This window comes from Streptomyces lacaronensis, from assembly GCF_047337785.1.
In the GTDB taxonomy this organism is placed as follows: domain Bacteria; phylum Actinomycetota; class Actinomycetes; order Streptomycetales; family Streptomycetaceae; genus Streptomyces; species Streptomyces lycopersici.
Genome location: NZ_JBLHDK010000003.1, coordinates 9,092,138 through 9,115,526, shown reverse-complemented (window position 1 = coordinate 9,115,526; position 23,389 = coordinate 9,092,138). Strand labels below are relative to the sequence as shown.

At 66.4% G+C, this 23,389-nt stretch carries 22 protein-coding genes and 2 pseudogenes; 8 read left to right on the top strand and 16 right to left on the bottom strand.

Annotation, left to right across the window (positions count from 1 at the left end; translation table 11 throughout):
* Positions 1-346: 346 nt before the first annotated feature.
* From ACMTAK_RS39380 to ACMTAK_RS39360, 5 genes are all read right to left on the bottom strand, one after another.
* Positions 347-1,099: a hypothetical protein gene (locus ACMTAK_RS39380; protein ID WP_413810568.1), complete on the bottom strand. Its 753-nt coding sequence runs from the start codon at positions 1,097-1,099 to the stop codon at positions 347-349.
* Between the two features lie 695 nt (positions 1,100-1,794).
* A complete protein-coding gene (locus ACMTAK_RS39375; RefSeq protein ID WP_413810567.1) occupies positions 1,795-3,243 on the bottom strand; it encodes an NAD(P)/FAD-dependent oxidoreductase in 1,449 nt (482 codons plus the stop codon).
* Positions 3,221-4,447 (bottom strand): MAB_1171c family putative transporter, encoded by a 1,227-nt coding sequence (locus ACMTAK_RS39370; RefSeq protein WP_413810566.1) that lies wholly within the window; start codon positions 4,445-4,447, stop codon positions 3,221-3,223. The genes ACMTAK_RS39375 and ACMTAK_RS39370 overlap by 23 nt, the downstream gene beginning before the upstream one ends.
* Complete coding sequence (locus ACMTAK_RS39365; RefSeq protein WP_413810565.1) at positions 4,444-5,049, bottom strand: hypothetical protein; 606 nt, start codon at positions 5,047-5,049, stop codon at positions 4,444-4,446. The genes ACMTAK_RS39370 and ACMTAK_RS39365 overlap by 4 nt, the downstream gene beginning before the upstream one ends.
* Positions 5,050-5,081: 32 nt before the next feature.
* Positions 5,082-5,528, bottom strand: a complete 447-nt coding sequence (locus tag ACMTAK_RS39360) for an XRE family transcriptional regulator (RefSeq protein ID WP_275560551.1) — start codon at positions 5,526-5,528, stop codon at positions 5,082-5,084.
* A gap of 363 nt (positions 5,529-5,891) precedes the next feature.
* On the opposite strand from ACMTAK_RS39360, the gene ACMTAK_RS39355 reads away from it, so the two are divergent.
* The gene (locus ACMTAK_RS39355; protein WP_413810564.1) at positions 5,892-6,743 is read left to right on the top strand and encodes a GGDEF domain-containing protein; all 852 of its coding nucleotides are present in this window, start codon (positions 5,892-5,894) and stop codon (positions 6,741-6,743) included.
* Positions 6,744-7,309: 566 nt separating this feature from the next.
* Positions 7,310-7,657 carry a winged helix-turn-helix transcriptional regulator gene (locus ACMTAK_RS39350; protein ID WP_413810563.1) on the top strand — a complete coding sequence of 116 codons (348 nt, stop codon included), beginning with the start codon at positions 7,310-7,312 and terminating at the stop codon, positions 7,655-7,657.
* 227 nt (positions 7,658-7,884) lie between these two features.
* Here the strand turns inward: ACMTAK_RS39350 and ACMTAK_RS39345 are convergent, their stop codons facing one another.
* The gene (locus ACMTAK_RS39345) at positions 7,885-8,178 is read right to left on the bottom strand and encodes a transposase (protein ID WP_413810562.1); all 294 of its coding nucleotides are present in this window, start codon (positions 8,176-8,178) and stop codon (positions 7,885-7,887) included.
* Positions 8,179-8,228: 50 nt separating this feature from the next.
* Between ACMTAK_RS39345 and ACMTAK_RS39340 the strand changes: the two genes are divergently transcribed.
* From ACMTAK_RS39340 to ACMTAK_RS39315, 6 genes and pseudogenes are all read left to right on the top strand, one after another.
* Positions 8,229-8,366: a hypothetical protein gene (locus tag ACMTAK_RS39340; protein WP_413810561.1), complete on the top strand. Its 138-nt coding sequence runs from the start codon at positions 8,229-8,231 to the stop codon at positions 8,364-8,366.
* A gap of 131 nt (positions 8,367-8,497) precedes the next feature.
* Positions 8,498-8,713, top strand: coding sequence for a hypothetical protein (locus ACMTAK_RS39335; RefSeq protein ID WP_413810560.1), 216 nt, complete (start codon positions 8,498-8,500; stop codon positions 8,711-8,713).
* Positions 8,714-9,181: 468 nt separating this feature from the next.
* Positions 9,182-9,925, top strand: a complete 744-nt coding sequence (locus ACMTAK_RS39330) for an NUDIX hydrolase (protein ID WP_413810559.1) — start codon at positions 9,182-9,184, stop codon at positions 9,923-9,925.
* Positions 9,926-11,095 (top strand): annotated as a pseudogene (locus ACMTAK_RS39325) (5'-methylthioadenosine/S-adenosylhomocysteine nucleosidase family protein). It begins immediately after the preceding gene.
* A complete protein-coding gene (locus tag ACMTAK_RS39320; protein WP_413810558.1) occupies positions 11,092-13,071 on the top strand; it encodes a hypothetical protein in 1,980 nt (659 codons plus the stop codon). The pseudogene ACMTAK_RS39325 and the gene ACMTAK_RS39320 overlap by 4 nt, the downstream one beginning before the upstream one ends.
* 87 nt (positions 13,072-13,158) lie before the next feature.
* Positions 13,159-13,698 (top strand): annotated as a pseudogene (locus ACMTAK_RS39315) (hypothetical protein).
* A 379-nt stretch (positions 13,699-14,077) separates the two neighbouring features.
* On the opposite strand, the gene ACMTAK_RS39310 reads toward ACMTAK_RS39315, so the two are convergent.
* The 10 genes from ACMTAK_RS39310 to ACMTAK_RS39265 all read right to left on the bottom strand — a co-directional run bounded on the left by ACMTAK_RS39310 (position 14,078) and on the right by ACMTAK_RS39265 (position 23,329).
* Positions 14,078-16,918: a hypothetical protein gene (locus ACMTAK_RS39310; protein WP_413810557.1), complete on the bottom strand. Its 2,841-nt coding sequence runs from the start codon at positions 16,916-16,918 to the stop codon at positions 14,078-14,080.
* A gap of 95 nt (positions 16,919-17,013) precedes the next feature.
* Entirely contained in the window at positions 17,014-17,463 is a 450-nt protein-coding gene (locus ACMTAK_RS39305) for a TadE/TadG family type IV pilus assembly protein (RefSeq protein ID WP_413810556.1), read from the bottom strand.
* A complete protein-coding gene (locus tag ACMTAK_RS39300; RefSeq protein ID WP_413810555.1) occupies positions 17,460-17,921 on the bottom strand; it encodes a TadE/TadG family type IV pilus assembly protein in 462 nt (153 codons plus the stop codon). Before ACMTAK_RS39300 ends, ACMTAK_RS39305 begins: the two co-directional genes overlap by 4 nt.
* A 47-nt stretch (positions 17,922-17,968) precedes the next feature.
* Complete coding sequence (locus ACMTAK_RS39295) at positions 17,969-18,451, bottom strand: TadE/TadG family type IV pilus assembly protein (RefSeq protein WP_413810554.1); 483 nt, start codon at positions 18,449-18,451, stop codon at positions 17,969-17,971.
* Positions 18,452-18,460: 9 nt separating this feature from the next.
* Positions 18,461-18,655 carry a hypothetical protein gene (locus ACMTAK_RS39290; protein WP_275560543.1) on the bottom strand — a complete coding sequence of 65 codons (195 nt, stop codon included), beginning with the start codon at positions 18,653-18,655 and terminating at the stop codon, positions 18,461-18,463.
* Between the two features lie 26 nt (positions 18,656-18,681).
* Positions 18,682-19,578 carry a type II secretion system F family protein gene (locus tag ACMTAK_RS39285; protein WP_413810553.1) on the bottom strand — a complete coding sequence of 299 codons (897 nt, stop codon included), beginning with the start codon at positions 19,576-19,578 and terminating at the stop codon, positions 18,682-18,684.
* Positions 19,575-20,456, bottom strand: a complete 882-nt coding sequence (locus ACMTAK_RS39280; protein ID WP_413810552.1) for a type II secretion system F family protein — start codon at positions 20,454-20,456, stop codon at positions 19,575-19,577. Before ACMTAK_RS39280 ends, ACMTAK_RS39285 begins: the two co-directional genes overlap by 4 nt.
* Positions 20,453-21,769 carry a CpaF family protein gene (locus ACMTAK_RS39275; protein ID WP_413810551.1) on the bottom strand — a complete coding sequence of 439 codons (1,317 nt, stop codon included), beginning with the start codon at positions 21,767-21,769 and terminating at the stop codon, positions 20,453-20,455. The genes ACMTAK_RS39280 and ACMTAK_RS39275 overlap by 4 nt, the downstream gene beginning before the upstream one ends.
* 118 nt (positions 21,770-21,887) lie before the next feature.
* A complete protein-coding gene (locus ACMTAK_RS39270) occupies positions 21,888-22,700 on the bottom strand; it encodes a hypothetical protein (RefSeq protein ID WP_413810550.1) in 813 nt (270 codons plus the stop codon).
* A 38-nt stretch (positions 22,701-22,738) separates the two neighbouring features.
* Entirely contained in the window at positions 22,739-23,329 is a 591-nt protein-coding gene (locus tag ACMTAK_RS39265) for a hypothetical protein (protein ID WP_413810549.1), read from the bottom strand.
* Positions 23,330-23,389: the final 60 nt, after the last annotated feature.

Here is a 23,389-nt window from a genome sequence, read left to right as displayed (position 1 = left end):
AATCTCTTCATGATCAAATACGCAACCCGGAATCTCCCGATTCCCGATCTTGAGCGAATCTCTTTCAAGATCTTTTCGGGAAGCGCCCGGTCGCATTCAAGTGCACGCGTGGGCCGGTTCACTCGGCCGGTATGCCGCACCTGCAATCCGCATGGCACGGCGGTCGGCCCGGCACTCAACATGCGAGCAACGAGCGGGCGGTCATCTTTCTGCCCTCACACCAATACGGCGCCCGCGCACGCCCAAATACCGATCATGAGAATCCTGTTTCAAGAACTGGCCCACTTGAACATGAGTCAGGGCCCCGGGTCTACCGACCCGGGACCCCTGCTGAGTTTCCTCCGCGCTAGGCGGAATGAGACGGTCGTGCGGACTGGTACACGAGTTCATCGCGCACGGCGTCAAGTTCCGCAGTCAGCTTGCGCCACTCCTCACGCGCAGCATCCCGGGTGCGCTGTACCTTCGAGGAGGAGTTCCGGGGTCCGCCATGGATGGCCTGCGCTGCTTTCCCGAGCACTCCGCCGCGCCCGAGATCATCGACAGAATTTGCGTTGTCCATGATCACTTTGAGAGTCGGGTAGCCGCGCCCGTCGCCCCATGCGGACCGGAAGATTTCCCCGCTGTAACCGGCCAGACAGGGGGTCACCGCGAGTGCGGGGAGCGTCTCCGCGTGCGGCATGCCGCGCATGGCCTGAGCCCCCGGAATGGTGTCAACTTCTTCCGGCTTCACGTCCAGCCGGTACCCGTTGCGAGCAGCAGCATCACGAACGGCCCACCGGTGCAGCGTCGTACGGGTGACAATGATCGTCTCCCCGTCCCTACGTATGTACTGCCACGCGCACGGCTCGCGCGTTTCCACCCACACAGCGGAAACGGCGCAGGAGGTAATGATCTTCCGCAGCCGCTTCGCGAAGATCAGAACGGCGTCCTGCGTGACATCGTCGCTCACGTCATCCGTGCCGTAGGGGGCATACCCGTTCTTGATGACGGTTGCGCTGCCGTTCGCGCGCTTGCGTGAGCGCGTAGAATCCACCACGCGGCAGTAACGCCGCGCCAAGTCGTTCAAGTCCGTGAAGTCTCCCGCTGTCACGCGCGCCATGTCCTCTCGGGTAACGTCCCCGCGCGGTGCACTCGCCTTCTCGTTCTCGGAATTCCGGTTTGCCACGATCGTTCTCCGATCGCCTGCGACGCGCGCCCTGATGCGCTACGTCCTCACCTTTCCATTCTCCCAAATACCGGCGGAAATACAACAGTTCGGCGGCGAGTTTCTCCACGATCCACCCGACCATTCCCCTTTTCCGCGTTCATCAGCAATCACGCGACCCGCAGCTGATCATTTCAGCTATTAAGGATTTCGTGGGCCACAGCGGGAAGGCGACGCACCAAAAGAGGATTCAACCCGCACCGTCAAAACCCGGCCAGCGCCAAGCAATTGACCAATCTCTAGCAACAAGAATCGAATTGCCGAACTCCTCCCACAGCCCATCTCCTCCCCACATGATTGTTCAAGGGCCTAGGCACTATAAAAGTCGCGGACGGCCCAGGTAGGGGTGCTAAAGCTCAGACCTGCGACAAGGCGGGAGCCGGGGCTGCCGCCCTAGCAGGTCCCCCGTTTGGAAAGCCGTTCGGTAAGCCGGTTGGCGGAGCCACAGGCTCGGCGTTCATCTTCTGACCGCGCACTCGGATGGGTGACTCATCCCCGGCCAAGGTGGGCGGGGACTGGCGCCCTACCAGGCCCGGTGACAGCGCAGCCGTTCAACAACCGAGCCAGCAACTTCCGATTGCGCTATTCACTCAGGGATGAAGGTCACCCGAAGAATAGTACTCGTCACTCAGGGGAGGGTTAGAAAGTGTGGGCCGGATGGGGCCGAGGAAAGTGGCGAGGACCGCCTTCGGCGACACTAGATGCGCCATCGGCTTGGAAAGGGTGAAGGCGCTGTAGAGGGCTTCTGCGGCCGCTGGACGGTCGCTCGCAGTCTTGACGAGCCGGTCCACATAGCGCTGTAGCAAGCGCGCCGTCACAGTGGGCTGTGCGCCAATGGCTAGGGGATAGAGCATGTCCTGACTGGTTGCCGTCGTCCATGCGCCTTCGATGGTGTTGGCGATCGCGCGTTGGATACGGCGGGCAGTTCCGGGGCGCATGGCGTGCCGTGCCAGTTCGCGGTGCAATGCCACGGCGCCGTGGGCGGCGACTGACATGCCATGGCCATAGATCGGGTTGTACGTAGCAACGGCGTCGCCAATAACGATGAATCCGTCCGGCCACTGGTGAAGGCGTTCGAAGTACCACCTGCGATTGGCGGTGCTATGGGAACCATAGACGGGACCGTCAGGGTGGGCAGTGGCGATCAGGTCACCGACGATGGGGTGTCGCACGCTGCGCGCGAAGTCGACGAAGCGGGGTGCGTCGGTGGAAGGCTCGCCGCCTCGGGTCCCGGAGAGGGTGACCAACCATCGGTGGTTTTCAATGGGGATGAGGGTGGCGGTTTGGCCGGGACGGGCGGCTCGGTGGTCGGCCTGCACATTGATGAGGGGGAAGTCGGTCGGCGTGCCTTTCGGGACGTGGAAGAGTCTGGTCGCGTAGGTGAGGCCGGAGTCGACGGTTTTCTCGGCCGGCGTGGTGAGTCCAAGGCTGACCAGCCACTGGCTGGCCTGTGAGGTGCGGCCGGTGGCGTCAACGACGAAGTCGGCGTGCAGTTGGGTTTCCTGATCGTTCTGTTCGTTGCGCACCCGCACGCCGGTGACACGCGAGGCGCTTCCAAGGAGTCCTACGGCCCGGCCGGGCGGAGCAAGGGTGATCCGGTTATTGGCGAGTACCTGATCTCGTACGACCCAGTCCAGAAGGTCGCGACTACAGATGATGAGGAATTGCATCTGCGGCCCACGTCGCATCCAGCCCTGTGCGGACAGGGAAACCAGCTCGTTGGGTACTCCGACTTTTCGGGCGCCGGCGGTGATCCAGCGGCTGGTGATGCCGGGCAGGAGCGATTCGATGGCGCGGACACCTCCTGACCACATCAGATGGGCGTGGCGAGCCTGCGGGACTCCTCTGCGGGGGCCTGGGCCCATGGGAAGGTGGTAGCGCTCGACGATTGTTACTTCGTCCACGTGGCCGGCCAGCGCGGCGGCGGCCAGTGTCCCGGCCAATCCTCCGCCGAGGACGACAGCGTGAGTGAGGGGGCGCATGGTGCCGGTATCCCTGTCTTTGGCAGCAGGCTCGTTACCCTTCCTGAGACGAGTCAAGGGCGTCTTCCTCCCTGTCCTTCTGGAGTTGAACGAGTACGTCACTGACGACTGGGGAGTTCACGAAGGCGCGTGACAGCTCCACCAGCCAGGAGAGTTCTCCGATCCCATCGGTCCCGCCTTGCGGGCGGTCGGCTGCTGCGTCCGAGGGAAACTTCATGGCTCGAGCTTTGTCGGCCACGGCGGATTTGAGTCGGGCTGCTTCTACCACTGCGTGGAGCGCGGAGCCCGTCAGGCCGGCCTCTTGGCCGAGGCGCAAGGCAAGGCCCTTGACTCGTGGGTCGATGTAGGAGCGCACGGCGAGGCGACCATCGTTGATCTCTGCCAGCCGGCGGATCAGGCGCAGTTCGAAATCCCCGCGCGGGATCCGGGCCGCGGGCACGATCGCTGGTGAGGCCTGGCGCAGAGCGTTCCAGAGCGGGTACAGCTCCCGATAGGCGGTGTGCCGGGTGGCTTGGTTACGCATACGGGTCAGATACGGGCCCCATGATGGCAAGGCGACGCCGATGGCCGTGAATATGGTTGCGGGTGCGGCGAATCGCGGGGCCAGGTCGGAGCTGAGCCCGTCCCAGTCCGTGCCGCACCAGCGGGCAATCACCGCTGTGAGTTTGGCGAGGCTGAAAGCGAGGCCGCCAGCCGCGCCGATCCCGTTCATCCGAAGGCCGCGGCTCAGCCAGGGTCGTCCGGCCAGGGTGGCCCACTTCCAGCAGAGTCCCATCATGGCGGCGGTGGCGGCGGCCAGGGCGACGAGGTAGAGCAGGATGAATTCGCGAAGGTAGGGGGCGCTGGCGTAGTAGGTATCGAAGTCCAGGCGGCGCTCGACCGGAGCGTCACCTGCTGCGAACAGAGCGATCATGACTGTAATCAGGACTGCATACGTCAGCGTCCACCGGCGGGCGGCCTGCCGTGCACGGTCCAGGGGGTGCAGCCAGTAGGCGAGCATGACGTGAGCGGAGGCGCTGATCATGACGATGATGATGTACACGAATAGTGCCGCCAGGTTCGGTACGCCAGTGGTCTTGTTGATCACGGCTACGGAGGAAGGGGCGGCGCAGAAAATAGAAGTCGATGCAAGGGCAAGTGTGATGCACACGGCCCTCTTCAGCGGGCTGCGAGGGGAGTGGCGGAGGTCACGGAGCTTGAAGCACACTCCAACCCAGCCGGCTAAGGAGCAGGTCCAGTAGATCGTGTTCGGGTTGTTCACAGTTCCCCCTGGTCCGGGGATCGTCCCAGGGAAGTCTCAAGCCGACGGACAACCGCTGCCGTTGCGGGAGAATCGGGCACAGTCCAGGTCTCGTTTGGTAACCAGCGGCTTACTTTCGCCATCAGTAATGAGGCGAAGAAGTCTGCTTCTTCCTCTGCCACGTTGCTGCAATGGGTACGAGAGGCGACGATGCGGGCCACGGTGTCAGGGTCCAGGGAAGGGAACACCAGGCGGGTGGAGTCTTCTCCGGAAGCCGGAGTGGCCTCATGGTCTGCCTCCATGTGCCAGAACTCATGGCAGGTGATGAGTAGTTGGTGCCAGGGGCTGGTGTTCTGTTCACAAAGGATGTAGTGCGCGCTGTCTGTTGCCACCCATAGGCCGCTGACTGTGTCCGGGGGGAAAGAGACAAGGCGATGATGTACGGCTCGGTTGAGCCGTTGCCTCATGCGCCCGCACAAGGCGGCCACCACTTGGTCAGGCTCGGCGGGGACAGGAAGGTCGAGATCCCGGACGAGCGCCTTGCAACTACGGCGCATTGCCTTCAGGTCCATCGGATCACCGTGCCGCTGTTGGTTGGTCGTGTTCCAGACCATGACGAGCATCCACGCCCCCCGGCCTCGCCCGGTTCACATGCTCAGTCCTTCGTTTCAGGTGGCTTTGGTGGTGTCCTGTCGGTCTCCAGCACGTGCTCGACGATCTTCGTCACCGCCGCAAGGCCCTCGGGGGTCAGCTCCAAGGCCCGAAGGGCGAGTTGCCGGACTCCCAGGTTGTGAGCGACCTTGGCGAGTTCGATCTCAGCGTCGGTCTGGGCAGCGGTGGCTTCCTCGAGCAGGTAAGCCGTCGGGACCCCGAAGAAACGCGCCAGAGCCGTGAGCAGCTCGACGGAAGGCTTCTTCTTCGCTCCGGTCCTCAGCGCCGAGAGGTACGCACCTCCGACCCGGATGCTGGGGTTCGCCTGCTTGACGGCTTCGGCTACCTCACCATTGGTGTATGCGCGCCCCTTCGGACCATCCGGACGGATGCTGTCGAACAGGCGGTTCAGTCGTTCGGCCAGAGTCGCACTCGGCTCGGCATCGGACATGGGCCCTCACCTCCACCGCGTTGGCCGGAGCTGTCGCGAACTCCCAGTTTTCAACCACCGGTTGACAGCCCCGACGGATCAGAGTCTAGACTCACGCACCGCCACGCATCAACCACTGGTTGAACGAATCATCCGGCCAGTCAACCTGCAATTGATCTACGTCATGCGCAGGAGCACCGAGGACCCACACTGGGGCAATCGGTCACCAGTCGATGACCGAGTCAGCCGCTGGCGTCTCTGGCTGAGCACGGGGGACCAGTCAAAGCGCAATGCGAAACGGCCGCCCCGCCCAGGGCGGGGCCGCTGAAATCCAGCGTGAACGGCCGTCCGTGGGTCCCAGCGCTCCAGCGCGGGGAGAAACCGATGACTGCCACCCCCCGCCCACTGCCGCAGCCCCCTCCACCGGCCAACGGCTTACCCAGAGGTGACACGCAGCAGGAGGAACCTTCGCCCGGAAGAGGCTCCCGCTGCCCGGCATGCCAGACCCCTTTAACCGACGAGCTCACCGGTGTCCTGGACCGACGCAGATGGAACCACGACGCCTCGCAAGCACTACTCCAAGCCCGCCATAGGCCATGGCCCCTGGCCTTGATCCTGGTCGATCTCGACCGCTTCAAGGACATCAACGACCTCTACGGTCACCCCGCAGGAGACGCCGTACTCCGCGCCGCGGCAACAGCGCTACGCCAACACAGTGGCGAACGAGGCATCGTCGGCCGCTACGGCGGACACACCGGTGACGAGTTCCTCATCCTGCTGCCCGACACCAACCTGGACGGCGCCCTGGCGGTCGCCCAGAGAATCCAGACCCACATCAGCAGCCTGTCGGTCCAAGCCATGACCAGCTGCGACTCGGCAGTAACCATTACCGGACAGACCGTATCGATGGGTGTGGCCGCCTGCACCGACCTGATCCCCGGGGACCTGTCCGAGTTGCTGCTGGAGTGTGACGTGGCATTGCGCGATGCCAAGCGCAGCGGAGGCAATCAGACCTGCGTCGCCGGCTCGCCAGCGGCATTGTCCCACCATGGGCGCAGTCCGGTAGTCGATGAGGTACACCGGCTGGCCGACGGAGACGTGTGTATTCCGCTCGCCCGCTACCTTCGGGCCACCCCCTCCGCTCCCCGCTCACTTGTGCTGTCGCCCGAGTCGGCCCAGCGGCTTCACGCCGACCTCACCGGCGTACTCGGCCAACTCGTCCGTGCAGACCGATGAACGGCCTCCGCCAGTGGCTACCCGCATGGATTCCACCGAGAGGAAAACACGAGGCCATCGCGACAGGCCTGTGGTGGGACGCGATCCGCACGTCGGCGGAAATTGGATACCAGGTGCTTGGCATCCTCCGTCACCAGATCCGATGTACACCCGGCGCGATTATCGCAGACCTGGAGGGCAGGGAACCCCACCTGTACTTTCTCGCCCGGCGTTCCACAGCCGACCATTGGAGCGCACCGGGCAGTCGCGCACTCGGCAAGGGCTGGTTCGTCGTTGTCCCCAGCCCTTCCCACACCGCCCCTCCGGGTCCGTACTGGGCTGTCCCGCCCTGTCCCGATGAACCGCTTCTGACCAGTCCCAGGTCCCTCTGCCTCGCCTTCCACCTGGTGGGCATGGAGAGGCAGTCGTCCAGGACACCTCGACAGCAACCGTTAGCGTGGAAGGCACAAATGCCCCGCAGCGAGCATCACCGACTCCCAGCAACGAATAGCGCAGAGGACACCTCAGGCGCCGACGAGGCACCCAGAGACCACGTCTTCACCTTGAACCTGCGTCACGCTCTCCACATGATCAACGGAGAATGGATACCCGACGTTCTGGTCGCACTGGCAGAAGGCCCCAAACAATACACCCGATTACTGGGCACAATCCGAGAAAAGACCCATGAAGATGGCTGGTCGGAAACTCGGCACCTCTACCTTCAAGAAAGTGTGTTGAACCGGACCCTAAGGCGCCTGGAGCGGGAGGAACTCATCGAGCGCCACCGCGAGCCCACATTCCCCTACCGTGCCCGCTACCAATTGACGTCAGCTGCCGACGAGCTGCTGACAGCTCTCACACCACTGGCAGAGTGGCCCAAACAGCACGCGGACCTTGTGAACCGTGCCCGGCAGGCAGGGCATAAGGGACAGTAAACGCTATCTCGTAAGCGGGTGGTTGGGTCAGGGTCGGAGCTGGGCCCAGCGCCGGGCTTACCCGGTGAAGACCAGGTTGTGCAGCCTGGCCACGCCAAGGACGATGTGACGGACGCCATCGGCGGGTAAGTCAGCACTTGCGGGCGGCCTTGTAGGTCTTCATCTGGGAGAAGGCGTGCTCGATGCGGGCCCTGGCCCGGCGGTGGACGGTGTTGTCGGCCCGCTACTCAGAGGCGAGTGTCGTCTTTGCGCGGCCAGTGCGGGATGAGGGCAGGGGTGCCGCGATAGCCGCCGTCACCGAGAAGCGACGTATTCTTCACGGCACGGTGGCACGCAGGATCTTCGGTAGGCGCGCCCGCGTCGTGGCGGTTGCCGGACAGGGACCTTCCGGCAACCGCCACGACCAGTCGGGTGTTGACGTCGATGACGATCTGGTGATTGGTGGAGTAACGGTAGTCCTTGCTGGCGGCGGCCACGCTCCGGTCGCGGGTGGGGACCAGCGTGCCGTCCACGATCAGCACCGTGCTGGCTGGGTGCCGACGCCGGACAGGGGTCAGCGCGAGAAACGGTGATGGCCAGGGACGTCGAGATCGTGCCGGGCCGGGACACGACGCTGGCGAAGGTGGAGCCGGTCCGCGGACAGCTGCGCAAGCTTGCCGACCGGGGCTGGATCTCCCGCACCAGCGCGGGCCGTTATCTCCCGTGCTGATCGGCCAGGACGGCGACTCACCGGCCGATTCCCCACCACAACAAAATCACCGGTCATCTGCGCGAGGCCGGACTCGCAGCCCTGGCCGACCGCGTCTTCGTCTGCTTGGACGACGACCCGACGCCCCGGTGGTGATCACCGGCCGCAAGGCCACCCGCGACCGCCGCCTCACCGACTCCGAGAAGGAAGCGAACCGCCCGCTCATCCGCGAACGCGCCGCCGTCGAGCACGGCTTCGCGAACCAGATGTCCGGGCGCTGCCTCACCAAGATCCGCATGAACGCCCGGCACGCGACCACCCTCCTGCGGGCCCTGCTCGTCCTCGCCAACACCGAAATCCACCGGTGACGGACGATCTCCCGCGGAAGACCACGCCCCTGACCGGCGCGAGTACGCCGCCGCGGGCCCACACCAGCTCCGTGACATGCACAATCAGGCTGGGCCATCGCAACCGCCCGAGCCAGCCCCCGCCGACTACCGCTCCCGCTACGTCCAACTGGGCACCCCGGACCTGCACCGTCGCCTGTCCCGCCTGGCGGTGGCGAGGACATCCACTTCACCTGCCTCGCCGACGTGGACACACCCCTGTCCCGCCCGACCGTCAGCCCAGGCAGTTCTCCACACCTTCTGGGAACGCAAGTACCCGTTCCCGAGCCGCTTCGAGGCAACACCGAACCAGCAGGCCACGATCGGCCCACGCCTGGCTGCGGAATAGACGACGAGTTGACCGCTCGGAGCGCCGCCTTTACACAGCACCAGCGGCCTCCATGTCGCCCTTCTTGTTAAAGTGACAGGAACCGAAGTAGCGTAAGTGGCATGCAAGCTGATGTGTGGTCACCCACACCTGTGCTACTGACGGTCGATCTTGTGATCCTGACGCTGCGCGAGGGGCGACTGTGTGTCCTGCTCGTGGAGCGGGGCGAAGATCCTTTTCAGGGAATGCTGGCTCTGCCTGGCGGATTCCTCAATCACGCCGATGAGGAGATCCTGGACGCCGCCCACCGTGAGTTGCGTGAGGAAACCGCTCTGGTTGCCGGGTTGGTGCACCTTGAACAGTTGGGCACCTATGGGGACGCGGGCCGTGATCCACGGGGGCGAGTGGTTTCCGTGGCCCACTTGGCGATCGCGCCGGGACTCCCCGAACCGGTCGCGGGAACGGATGCCATGGACGCCGCGTGGGTTCCTGCGGAAGCCGTCCTGTCCGGTGAGGTGGAACTGGCCTTCGATCACCGCCGGATTGTGACGGACGGAATCGAGCGCGCGCGTACCAAGCTCGAATTCTCGGCGCTGGCCACGGCATTCTGCGGAGAAGTCTTCACCATCGTCGAGTTGCAGCAGGTGTACGAGGCGGTTTGGGGAACCGAACTCGACACGCGAAATTTCTACCGAAAAGTCCAGGCCGTAAAGGGATTCATCATCCCCGCCGGCCCGGGACGTAGGACCACGGGGGGACGGCCCGCGCGGCTGTACCGAGCCGGTCCGAAGACGGTGTTGTTTCCACCGCTGATCCGACCTGCGCCGTCCACGACGGAAGAGGACACGAGAGAGGAAGGGAAATAGATGTCGAAAGACCTGGTGGTGATTCTCACCGCCCTCAATCTCGAGTACCAGGCCGTGCGTCGAAAGCTAGCCGGTCCACAAGTGCACCGTCATGAGCGTGGGACGCGGTTCGAGGTGGGAACGGTGCCGGGCACTTCATGTCGTGTCGCACTCGGTCTGACGAACAAAGGGAATCATTCCGCCGCGGTGATCGCTGAGCGCGCGATACAGGAGTTCTCGCCGGTGGCCGTGTTGTTCGTCGGCGTTGCCGGTGCCCTATGGGACAGCGCCAGGCTGGGCGACGTGGTGATGGCGACACACGTGTACGCCTACCACGGCGGGACCAGCGAGGACGACGGGCTCAAGGCCCGTCCCCGGGTATGGGAGGCGGCGCACGCTATCAGCCAGCTCGGCTCACATCTGGCTCGCGTGAACGACTGGGCCGACGACACGCCCGGTCATGGGCGCGTGCCGCAGGTGCGCTTCGGCGCGATCGCCGCCGGCGAGGTCGTACAGAACTCGAAGATCTCGGCCGAGGCGCGGTGGATCCGGCAGCACTACAACGACGCGCTCGCGATCGAGATGGAGGCCGCCGGTGTGGCCCAGGCCGGTCATCTCAGCGGGGCACCGGTGGCCATCATCCGGGGAATCAGCGACCGAGCGGACGGTACGAAGAGCAGCGCGAAGGACCGTAACTGGCAACCATGAGCCGCGGCGAACGCGGCGGCATTCGCCACCCGGCTGGCCGTGGAACTGGTGGGAGAGCAGGCGCAGATAGCAATGTCCCAGGCAGAGGCAGACAAGGCCCATACGGCCGACAAACCCAATGAGCACGTCAGCAACACCGCCCACAACAGCACTGTTGGCATCATGGCCGGCTCGGTCAAGGAGAGCAGCGTCTACTTGAACGCGGGCCCGAAGGTGACTAGTCCGGCGGACTTGGTCGCGGAACTGGACGGTTTCCGTGAGCACCTGAAGCGTCACCACGCCGGGAGCGCCCTCGACGACGACACTTACCGAGAGGCACTGGCCGAGCTGGGCTTTGCCCGCCGGGCGGCAGGGGAAAACACTCCCGAATCGTCCAAGAGGGCGACCATGGCACTCAAGAGGTTACGCGGCCTGATCGTAGAGTCTCCCGAGCTGATGGCCAGGCTGGCACCGCTGGTTGTTGCGGCGGGTGACCTGTCATGAACGACGGCAGCGGCGTCACGCACAATTCCGCATTCGACTCCGTCGTCGGAATCCAGGGCGGGGTCGTACACAACCCCACGATTTCCATCCATTCCGATGCCTCCCCTCAGGACAAGTACAAGGCCGGTGTGCGGTGCCTGGAGGACGGCGTCCCCAGCCGTGCTCGCGACATGATCAGTGACGCGATCGTTAACGGACACGACAACGCGGAGGTCCGTTTCCACTGGGTGCTCGCCATGCTCAGCGCACGCGCCTACCACGACCTCAGCACCGAAGAAATCCAGCGGCTGCGCCGTGCCTCCAGGCTCGTACGGACCTACGCCGAGGGAGAGTGGAAAGACGCTCTGCGCGTCGCTTTCGAACTGCTGGCGATGCTCAGCACCGCGAACGACGAAACAGGACGCGTACTGGAGCGGTTGCGAGCCCTGTCACCCCGCAGGCGTGACGCGATCCTCCACCACTTCGACCTCGTACTCACCGGAGGGCTGAAGGACAGCCTGTGGGCCGAGAACTGCGAGCGGGCCGAGAAAGCTCGCTTCGGCAACGACCGGGCCCAACGGGTCTGGGCCTATTTCGAACCCGACCCGATCGCGGCACGGGCCCTGCCGCCCCGCCCGAGCACCGCCGCTGCCGCAAAGGCAGCCCTCCCGGTCCGCGCCGGTCTGTTCGTCGTCGTCACCGCATTCCTCTGGATCCTGGCGTTGGTCGCGGATCCGGTTGAGGCAATCATCGAGTTACTGGTGGCGCTCGGTGCGGGCCTGACTGCGGCTCACTTCGGCCACCGGTGGTGGTACCAGGCACATCAGCTGAAGGCCAAGAACCGCTTGTTCCACATTCCGCAGACGGGTGATCCCACCGCTACCGGGGACGGGTTCACCAACCGCGTCCGTCATTCGTTCGACCACTACTTCAGCACCCGCGTGCCCCACGGATTCGCCCCGTACGTATGGCTCGACTATACGGTCCACATCCGCAACAGCCTCGTCGCCGAGATCGCGCTTCTCTACCGTGAGAGCCGAATCAGCGTGGACCGGGTCAACTGGCTGATCCGCTATCTCGCTGAGGATGCCCGAGACCGTTACAACAAAGGTACTCTGTTCGATCAACGCCACCAGAACAAGACGCCGGCGGGGGCGCAGGCGCTGTGCGTGGTCGCCCTCATCACTCTCGGCATCACCACTCTGGCCCTGCTCGGAACAGTGGCCTCAGGTGGTGGCTCGTCGCAGGTACTGCTGGCCATTCTGGCCGTAGTCGGTTCGGTCTGGTCCGGACGCGCGGCGGCGTCCTCCTGGCTGGAAGCCCGGGGTGAAGAGCACCGACTGGCCGAGGAAACCCAGGAATATCAAGAGCGGCTGGCCGCGCGGCAAGTCGCGTACCGGAACTGGAAGTCGTTCCTGGACACCATGCGACCCAGTGAGCTGGAAATGGAGACCTGGCTCACCTGCGACAAGACGCTGCTCGTCGACGAAGCACTTCGCCACTACCGGCTCGCCTGGCGCGACCTGATCACCCACACCATCCTGATGACCCCGGCACGCCCCTATAATCGAGCGCGTGCGAAGGGCGGTCCTTGGCGATACTCGCGCTACAGCTTCCGTATTTTCCTGGTCACACAGGATGGCGTTCGTGAGATCAGCAAGGAATTCGATTTCACCGACGCAAAACGTGGGAAGGAGCAGCGAAGCAACTACCGGTTCGACGCGTTGTCCTCCGTACAGGTCACGGAACGCAGCGAGGTCGGCTACGACCTGGAGCTCATCCTCAACAACGGGCCGGCCAGGAACATTCGCGTAAAAGACGCCGACACTCATCAAATCGCGCCGGACGAGAACGCCCAGGAAACCGCCGAGATCGACCTCAATTCGGGCGGTTTCATCCACACCTTCCGCCTCCTGGAAGGAATCGCGGCGGAAGGAAAGGGTTGGATCGAACGACACAACCCCTACAACCTGCCGTCCTTCCGAGCCACCGACTAGCCTTCCCGGCCTTCAGGGCGGGCAGGGACGGAACGCCGGAGCCCTGCCCGCCCACTTCATCAGCCCAGCTGGGACCCGAGCTTAGGAATGGCCGTGGCCGCCACAGAAGACGTCACCGAGAGCAGACTGCTGCTGGCCGAGTACGACCGCGTCAAGGAGGAGCACAAAGCCCGGATAGGATTCCGTGACAACCTGCTCTACTTCACGCTCGCCGCGTCCACCGCAGTCCTAGCGATTACCATCCAGAGCAGGCGGGTTCAACTGCTGCTCGCCATCCTCGTGATCTGCCTGCTCCTGGGCTGGACCTACCTGGTCAACTACGAGAAGATCTCGGCGGTCGGCAGCTACATCCGCGACCAGCTGGGACCGCGGCTGGCCGAGTTCAGCGGCGCCCACTGCGCAACGTTCGGCTGGGAGATCTACCACCGCGCCAGATGCGAGCCGCACCACTCGCAAGCGACTACAGACCACTGTGGATCTGCTCACGTACTTGGCCTTGCCGATGATCTGTGTGACTGCATTCCGGTGCTCTCCCGCCGTCCAGCCATTACTCGTGATCGCCTCCCTCACACAGACACTTTCCCTGGCCGTACTGGGCTGCAGTTCCTGCGCTATGCGGAGCGGTAGTAGTGCTCTGCCGCCCCGCTTCACGTTCAATTCGCTGTCAACACGCCCTGACCGGCGATCACGTGCTGCCAATCTCTGCCCTGACCAGCACGAGCACCCACCGAGACGACACGCCGACCAGCAGAATCAGGATGGCGGGTCCTCAATGAGCAACAACACGCTCACAGTGCCGCTGGCTGATCTGGCAGTCATCAGGAAACGCCGCTCCGTCAGTCATGGGATGCAACCCAACTGCCCTGCGGAGATACCTCATCCGTTCCTGATTCGAGGGAGAGGCGTTTCAGAGCCTCACTGCGACAAAGCGCTGACCTGCGGCGTCACAATTGCCCGCGACGCCCCTCCCCGACCGCTCCCCTGCTGGTCTGCGGAACGACAGACCTCAGGCGGTCCTGTCGCGGGAGCAGTCGGCAGAATCAGAGCGCTGGAGGAACTCGCACAGCGACACTGTCTCTTGACTGGGATCTTCGCCCAGTTCACCGAGGGTCTTGGTGAGCAGAGCAAGCGTCCGTGCGACAGAGTCACGCTGGCCGAGACGGGCCTGGAGGCGGGCGATGCCTTCGTAGAGGGCCTCGTTGTAGCGGTCGAGCGTGCGAGCACGCTCGAGCAGGATGAGGGCCTGCTGCGGATCGGTGTCGTCGAGTGTGTGGGCGAAGGCGCTGAAGGCGTCGAGTACGTCGCGGCGCAGGGCTTCACGAGGCGCCTCGATCCATTCAGCGGTGACGTCTTCGGCCAGGTCGCCTCGGTAGAGCTCACCGAGGCGCTGCACGGCGGCGAGGCGGTGGACGGCGCTGTGACCAGGACGAGCGGCATCGAGGGATTCGTACGCCTCCCAGAGGTCGACGCAAACGCGCTCAGGATCGAGTGTGTAGGGGCCGTCCTGGCGGGCGATCGCCTCGGCCAGTGCCTCTTTGCGGGTCGCGGTGCGCAGCGCCCGGCGTAGTTGGCTCAGCGTGGCGTGGAGAGCGTTGTATGGGCGGTCAGTGGGAGCCTCCGGCCACAGGGCCGCGGTGAGTGTCTCGCGGCGCGCTCCGTTGGGGTGCAGAGCGAGGAAGGCCAGGACTTCGCGCTGGCGGGGTGCGAGGGCGCTGGTGATGTCTTGGTGGTGGTCGTCGTGGTGATGGACCACTTGGAGATTGCCGAGGAGGTTGAGCCTCAGTGGGCTGTCAGCTGGTGTGCTGCTGCGAGCCTGGTGAGGACGGTGTGGTGTCGCCTCAGCAATGTTTCGCGAGTCCTGTGGTAGCCGCTCACCGCGTTGAGGATCTCCAGTGCTGGTAGTGCCCTCGGGTTCTGCGTGCGGGGCGGCCGGTAGCCGTCGGGTATGCGTGTTGGAGGGCGAGGGCGGATGGCTGTTGGGCTCAGGAGCTGACGTTGGCGGTGGCTCGGTATCGAGGGTTTTGGCGCTGTCGGTGCTGGGCGAGTTGCTTGGCGACAGCGCCGTGGTGCGGTCCGTGTGCTCCGGGCTTGAGGGGGTGTGTTTCGCCCGCGAGGTGCTACTTGCCTGCTCTCGACATGAGTCGCGGGTGGACAGTTCGGTTACGGCAGGAAGTTCGTGGCGTGGCGAGTCGGCTTCGCCGAGCAGGTTCAGAATGGCTTGGCTGTCCGGAGGCGGGAGGGTGAACAGCCGAGCGCCTTCGAGGGAGTTGGCCTGATAGGCGCTGGTGGCGGCAACGGTGCCGCCTGCGCGTATGCGGACAGTTGCTCCGGGGCGCCACTGGCCGATGAGCACCCCGGCTAGGCCAAGGGTCGAGCCGTTGTCCAAGACAGCCTGCAGACGTCTGTGCAGCTGTGGGGCGGGCGTGGCGACCAGCACGAGTTCTTCCGTGCGCGGTGTCGCAGTGTCGGCGTCAGTGTGGGCGCGGGTGAGGAGTTCGGTTTCCATCCTGTCCAGGGCCATGTCTAGGTGGTCGACGATATGCAGTCGCCCGAGTTGCGGCGCTGGGGTGTGGTCTTCGCCGACCAACAGGTGGAGATCGTGGACGGGGATGAGGATGTCCGGAGCTGGTTGAGGGCCGTGTTGCTCGGCGAGGAGGGTGACGACCAGGGCCCGGACGGCGTCGAGCGCTCCGGGGCCAACCAGCCCCAGGCCGCGGGTGCGCGCCAGATCCAGGGCGAGGGCCTGGCCATCCTTGGTGCCGATGATCCGCCCCTCTTTCGGCAGCGCGGCCCGGGCCGGCCGTTGTATTGGTGCTGTGCCGTGAGCCGGGTTAGAGCGCGGGTCGGACGGGTCGGGGGCGTTGGGAAAGTGGGTCTGGTCGTTGGCGATGCGGAGGGCGCGGACTACGGGGGCGATGGTGAGGTCCTCGCGTCGGCCGCTACCGAGGCGGTAGCGCACGCGGCGCCGCCGCCGTACTAACAGCCAGGCAGCAGTGATCGAGGTGGCCAGCCCGAGGCCGACGAACGCTCCGCTGGGCAGGGAGACGCCCAGACCAGGATCGTTATGGTGCGTGGGGTTTTCGGGGGTGTGTGCGGGAGGCTGCGGATGGGACGGGGCAGGCTGGGTGCTTGGCGGCTGGGGGGTGGGGAGGGGAGGGGAGGATGGGGGAGGTTTTGAGGCGCCGGGGGTGGGGTGGTGGCCGTGATCGGGGAGAGTGGGGCGGGGTGTGTTGGGGAGATGGAGGATCCAGCCGGGTCGGATGAGCCCTGGGGTGGTCAGGGCTCGGCCGTCTGGCTGGGGGCGGCCTTCGTTGCGGGCATAGATCTTGGGCCACAGGTGCCCATCGCCCAGTTCCCGTTCCGCGATGCGCCACAGGCTGTCGTAGACACCATCGTGCGGCGGGCGTACCACGACCCTCCCCAGCGCTGCCTGCGACGTCTTCTCTGCCTGACTCGACACCGGTTGTGCGAGGACTGGTGAGCTGGTGGGGGTCGCGGTGCGGTCGACCACGGTGGTGGACTGGGTAGGAACGCTCTGAGGGGCGGATCGGCTCGTGGCGAGGGCCAGGACGACGGTTCCTACGAGGGCGGTGGCCAGGGCATGCACCAGACCTGCCGGGCGGATCTCGGGCCACGCGGTTGTGCGCACCATGTCGAGGGTGGTGCGCACGACGTCGAGGACGAAGACCGCCCATGTCGGCCACAGCAGGCAGGCCAGGGTGTTGAGCAGGAAGGAGTTGCTCAACGGGGCGAGTAGGAGATCCTGGATCTCGGTCCAGGTCGTCAGGTGGTCTGGCAGCGGCCAGCCGACGAAGCGCACCAGTCCCCAAGGGATGCCGACCGCCAAGGTCAGGAGAAGGAGAGCGGCCAGCAGTGCACGGGCCGCTGGATAGAACTGGCGCAGTTGCCGGTGGTGAACCCGTTGGGCCATATCCGCGTCTCTTACCGTTCGGGTGCGCTGACACCGTGGCGGGGGCGGGCGGTGCCGGACCCGGTCACGGTCAGCGTGTCGAGGCGTGCCACTTGGAGCAGCTGGGTGGGCTGTTGCACGGTGACGGCAACTGTCACTGTCCGCTCCGTGGCCGTCACTGTGCCCGTGTCGCCGGTGGTGGCGAGGTAGCGGTAGGCCAAAGCACGGGCCTGATCAGGTTGGAGGCGTAGCGTGCCGTCAGCCCGGTAGGCATCCAGGTCGATTGCCTGGGCGCCGGCGCGGGCGGCTTCCTGTGCCTCGCCGAGGGCGCGGATCTTCGTGGCGAGGGCCAGGCCGCCGTCGACGGCCAGGCCGGCGAACAGCACGACCAGCGCCGTGATGACGACGACGAACACAGTGATCTGCCCATGGTCATCGGTCAGGCCACGTCCAAGAGAGATGGAACCGCCCTTTTCACTCACGGGCCCTCCTGCGGGGAGTCGATGGAGGTCGCCGTGGCGGCGCCGGGAGCTCTGCCGCGGTAGACATCAACCGGCGCGGCGAAACGGGCCTGGAGCACCGTGGTGCCGGGGAGTTGGAGCAGCGCGAGATCGTGCAGGCCGACCGTGCAGGCGACGGTGACGGTCACCGTCGAGCCGGGTTGCAGGCTGCCGTGGGTGTCCACGGTGAGGGACTGGCAGGCGATCCCCGCGTGGTCCAGTGCTGCGGTGGCTGTGGAGTGGGCCTGGCGGGCGGCGGTGGACGGACTGCGCGCCTGGCTTGCGGCGCGGGTGGCTTGATGCGCGGCGTCCTCAAGGCGTAATCGTGCGTCGGGCAGTCGCGAGCAGTAGACGAGGAACCACACCGCCAGGAGCAGGACAGGGATGAGCAGGACGAGCTCGGCTGTCGCTGATCCTTGGTCACCACGGAGAGCACGCATCAGCCCGCTCCCGTGGTGTGACGAGGAGGCACGTGCAGTGGGGTGGCTCATGGCGCGGCCTGGTCGGCTGTCACTGGTTGGAACTTCTCCACCGGGCCGGCAGCTTCTGCGTGGACCGGCAGATGCAGGAACGGCACGACGCTGGTGGCGGTTCCCTCCACTCGCACCGAGGCACTCTCCACGCCGCGGGTCACACTGATGTGCGCGCCGTGCAATGGCCCGTGGCCGAGCTGATCCAGAATCTGCTGGGCGTCGGATCTGCCGGACTGGGCGGTGCCGTGTTCCACGCGGGTGGCGGACAGGGCGTGTGAGGCGGTGGCCTGTGCCATGTGGGTGGCGTGTGCCCACACGGTGATTTGCGCGATCACCAGGACCAGGGTGAATAGCAGCGGCAGGACGAGCATGATCTCGGTAGTGACCGCCCCGCGGTCATCCCGGACCCGCTCCCACAGTCGCCGTCTGCCTGGGAGACGGCGGCTTGGTGCGAGGTCATCGGAATGGGGCCGGTGGAGGTCCGTGATGGTTGCCATGCGGGTGGCCTACTTCCGCCCTATGTGTATGTTGCGGGCCGCGTCGATGATGTCCGGGCCGATCAGCGCGCCGACGGACACGGCGAGCGTGGAGAGGATCGCGATCCAGATCACGGCCTCCGAGGTGTATCCGCGATCATCGTGGGCCAGCCTGCGCAGCAGGGCGGCGGCGCGTGTCGTGATCGAGTTCGGCAGCGAGGGCACAGCGGGACTCCTTCTCAGCGTGGGGTTTACAGCGAGGTGGTGACGTGGGTCAGGGCGGGGTAGAAGACGAAGACGATGAAGCCGACTGCCATGAGCGCCGCTGGCAGGGTCATCCGTTCGGTTGCCGCGTTTGCCTCGGCCTCGGCCTCGCTGCCTCCTTGGTGGCGCAGCGCGGTGGCCTTGGCGGCGAGGGAGGCGCGGACTTTGGCGCCTTCGGTGCCGGCAAGGGAGAGTGCGGCGGCGAGCTCGGAGAGCTCGTTGATCTCCAGTTCGTCGCCGAGCTGTCCCAGGGGCTGCCAGGGGGTGGTGCGGGTGAGCCGGGCGATATCCAGCGCACGGCCCAGTTGTTGGAAGGCCCAGCCATGCCCGACCTTGGCGGCGTCCGCGAGCGCCCCCTCGACTCCGGCGCCTCCGGCGAGCAGGAGGTGGACGAGGTTGAGGAAGGCGCTGAGTGCGTGGCGGAAGGCCGTCCTGCGCTTGGCGGCTTCGGAGCGTACCATGGCGTCCGGCAGGAGAAAGCCACCCACCGCCAACGCCAGTGACCCGGCCAGGGGCATGGCCCATGGGAGGGGACGGCCGCCGAGGGTCAGTAGGAGTTCGACCGCCGCGGGGAGCAGCAGGCCGGTCAGGGCCAGCGCGGCCTTTTCGGCCAGGTGGACCTCGACCGAGCGCTCGGTGATCGCCAAGTCCTTGTTGAGGGAGCTATCGGGCAATCCCAGGTGCCGCATGGCTACGACGAAGGGCCGTCCCAGGTGCTGTGCCCACCCTCCGGTACCCGTACGGACGACAATTGGCGGCGGGGCGGGTTCGGCGCGCAGGCGGGTGAGGAGTGCGTCCAGGGGCGGGCGGGACGGGATGAGCCACATCCAAAGCGCCCATAGCCCCGCGCCCACACCGGCGGACAGCACGATGAGCACAATCACCTGCTCACCTCCTGGTATTCGGCGGGGTCGCCCTGTGGTCCTGGTTCGGTGAGGAATCGTTCAGGCTCTTCGATCCGGGCCATCCGGCGCAGCCAGGCGAACCCGACAGTGAAGATCGCCCCGATCAGCAGCAGGATCAGCTGTCCGGTGGCGGAGTCGTACGGGCTCAGGAATTCCGGGTTGAGCAGCATCAGTCCCCCGGCGAACACCAAAGTGGTGGCCACTACCACGCGGACGGTGGTGCGCATCCGGGTGCGACCGGCGTCGACCCGCTGGCGCATCTGGACCTGCGCACGGGCGGTGGCGGCCAGCTCGCCCAGCAGGGGCGTGAGCTGACGCGCCTGGTGCTCTGAGGCCAACATGAGGGCGGCGATCACCAGATCGGCGGTCGGATCGTCCAGGTCGGCCTGCAACCGCCGCAGCCCCACGGTCAGGCGTTCGCCGCCGGCCAGCCGAGCCGACAGACCCAGCACGTGGGGCCGGATAGCCCTGGGCGCGGTGTGTGCGGTGGCCATGATGGTCTGCTCCAGCCCGGCCGCGGCGGCGAGGGTGTCGCGGAGCATCTCGGTCCACCCGGCTATGCCCTCGATCCGCGCGGTCTGCTGCTGATCGGCCCTGGTCGCCTCCAAGATGCGCGGCACGCTCCAGGTAGCCATCGCCGCCAGCAACGCCCCGACCACCCAGCCGGTGACGCCCCCGACCAGCACCCCGGCCACGCAGGCCGCGGCCATCCACCACCGCGTCACCGCGCGCCGCGGGCGTCGGCGCCACGTTCGAGCACCAGCGGGAAGATTGCCATGCCAGGCACTGACCAGCACGATCAGGCCGGTGGCCACCCCGAGTCCGCACAGGCCGAGCAAGGCTACATAGCCGTTCATGACCGCCACACCCATTCCGGGCGTTTGAGCAGCCCTGCGTCGAATCCGGCGGCGGCAAGGTCTTCTTCCGTCTCGGCGCGCAGCGGCGCTCCGGGCACGGCTCGACCGTCCGGGCCGGGCCGGAAGACTTCGTTGGACACCACCTGCTTGTCGTCGGCGTCGACCACTTCCCTCACCGAGGCCACCACCCGGCCTCCGCCTCGCCCGATATCCAGGTGGACCACGAAGTGCAGGGCGGAGGCGAGGAGGAGGTTCGTGGCTTCCAGCGGGAGCTTCTCCGGGCCCTGGACGGCGTAGGCGGCCAGTTTGGTGAAGGCTCCGCGGCTGGTGGAAGCGTGGAGGGTGCCCATGGAGCCGTCGTTGCCCTGGCTCATGGCGTTGCACATCGGGATGACCTCAGGTCCGCGGACCTCGCCGACGATGACGCGGTCCGGGGACATCCGCAGCGCCCATCGCACCAGTTCTGCCTGGGTGACGGCTCCTTGGCCCTCGACGTTCGCCTCGCGCGCCTGCATCGCCACCACATCCGGATGCCGCTCGCTGTCGGCGTCCAGGCCGAGTTCAAAGGTGTCTTCGATCGTGATCAGCCTCTCCCACGGAGGGATTTCGCCGGCCAGGGCGCGCAGCATGGTGGTCTTGCCCATCACCGTCCCGCCGGTGATCAGCACGTTCTTCCGCGCGCGGACCATCGCGCTGAGGAACAACGCCAAGGCATGGTCGACCGTCCCCAGCTCACGCAGCTCGGCGAGCGTGACCTTCTCAAAGCGGTGTCGTCGGATCGACAGGGACGGGCGAGCGGTGACCGCCATCACGGCGAAGGCACGCTCCCCGCCGGGAAGATGGAAACTGACCCCCGGCGTCCCCCGGTCGAAGCGCCGTTCCTCCACTCCGGAGCGTGCGGCCAGATCGCGAATGAGCTCAATCAGCTCGGTGTCCGACCCCGTCACGGCAGGCAGCTGCTCGCGTCGGCCGTCGGCGTAACGGACGAAGACCCGGTCCCCGGTGACGTTGATGTTCTCGATCTCCGGGTTACGCAGCAGCGGCTCCAGCCCGGCCAGGCCGAAGACCTCATCCAGTACTTGCGTCAGGATCTGCTGTTCGGTCTCCGGCCTTACGACGCTGCCACCGCGGCTCAACTGGATGCGCGTGTGCTCCTCGGCGGCCGCGGCCAGGATCGCCTCCGCCTGCCTGCGACGCTCGCTCGCCGGAACCTCCCGACGGCCCGCTTCCTCGTCGGCTCGGATGCGCTCGGACAGGCGCGCAGCCAGCTCCCGGCGCAGCTTGCGCCGCAGCTGCTCCGCAGGAGAGTCCACCGGCACTCCGGCACCGACCAGATCGGCCGGCCCTGGAAGTCTCAGCCCCGGCTCCCGCCGCCATTTCCCCCTCTGATCCTGCTGGCCTGCCCCTGTGGGGATGGGCCAGGCAGGCTGCTCATCGCCCGGCCGCGTCATCGGGGCGCACCTCCTCCGGGGCGGGTAGTGGTTCTCTCACCTGCCGCGTGGGCGGGCTGAACCGTGCTACCGCGGCAAACCGGGGCAGACGGCGTCCGCCCCAGGCGGTGGGCTCGGAACGGGCGTGCGAGGACACCAACGCGGCGATGTCGACGATCGCCCGCCCCAGAGCAGAACGGGTGGGCGTCGCCCGCCGACCAGGCAGCCCCCCACAGGCCGCAGCGCCCTTCGGATCCTCCGGGATACGCGCCAGGACCTCGATCCCCAGCGCCCTGGAGACCTCCCCCGTCGAGCAGCCGTCCCCGACCAGTACCAGACACGGACGCCGTGACCAGCGCGCCGCCTCCTCAAGTCGCACCGCGACATGAGAGAGAGCGTCGTCATTCGCACGAGCCAGCAGCAGCATCACGTCCGCCGCCCGCACCACGGCCATGGCCGGGGAGCCGGGATCAAGCCGTCCGCAGTCGGCGATCACCGCCGTATCAGACCTGTCGGCCGACCGGCGCAGCACGGACGCCTGAGCATCGCTGATCTCCCCTAGCGCAGCTCGCGCTTGTGCGGCGCCCGCGGGCCCGGCCACCACGGAGAGCCCACCGGGGAGCCATTGGGTGTGCTGCCACACCAGGCCCGGCTGCGAACAGCGGCGGGACGCGACGGCCAGACTCACAAGCCCCGGCGACAACTTGAGCCGGAATCGGGCCAGCAGATCGCCTCCGGCCGGATCGCACTCCACCACCACCGGCCGCTCCCCGGTCGGCCACCGGGCCCCCATCGCCACGCACGTAGTCGTCACCCCCGGGGAACCCTTCACACTGCAGAGGGCCACCAGGGTCACAGCACTTCCTCGCGCACCAGCAGGACGCTGATGCCGTCCGAGGGAGAAGCCGCCACCTCGCGCGCCTCGTCCTCACCCAGTTGCAAGGACACCACCGCCGTTTCCCCACGCTCCTTGCCCCATACCGCGACGACCGTGGCGTACCACACGGGGGACGAGGGGTCCGGAAGCTGAGGCTCCGCAGTGCTTCCCTCGGGCTCGGGCACCTTCACCACGGCAACCCGGCTCCCGCGCTCCAACCCCGCAGGAAATCGCCCCTCCTTCAACCCCACGGCAACCACAGCCTTCCCCCGCGGTGGGGTCTGCGGCTCGCCCAGCACCGACTCCGTCAGCAACGTCCCCTTGGGCATGGTGTAGGCCGCCGGACGCCCGACGATCCGGTCGGTCGACCCGGCGGAGATCGCTGCCAGCCCACTGCCGCGGGCCAAGCTCACTTCCCGCAGGTCCCGCTCCATCAGCGTCTGCCCCACCGTGACCGGGTGCGCCAACGCCAGCACCGCCTGCCGGTGCCCCAGGTTCAAGGCCACCACGACGCCGCCCGCCGAACAGCCCAGCACCAAGAGCGCTCCCAGCGGCAGATACGACACACGACGCCGCCACCGACCACCGACCAGCCGAGACGGCTCCTCGTTCACTCCGGGGCGCCG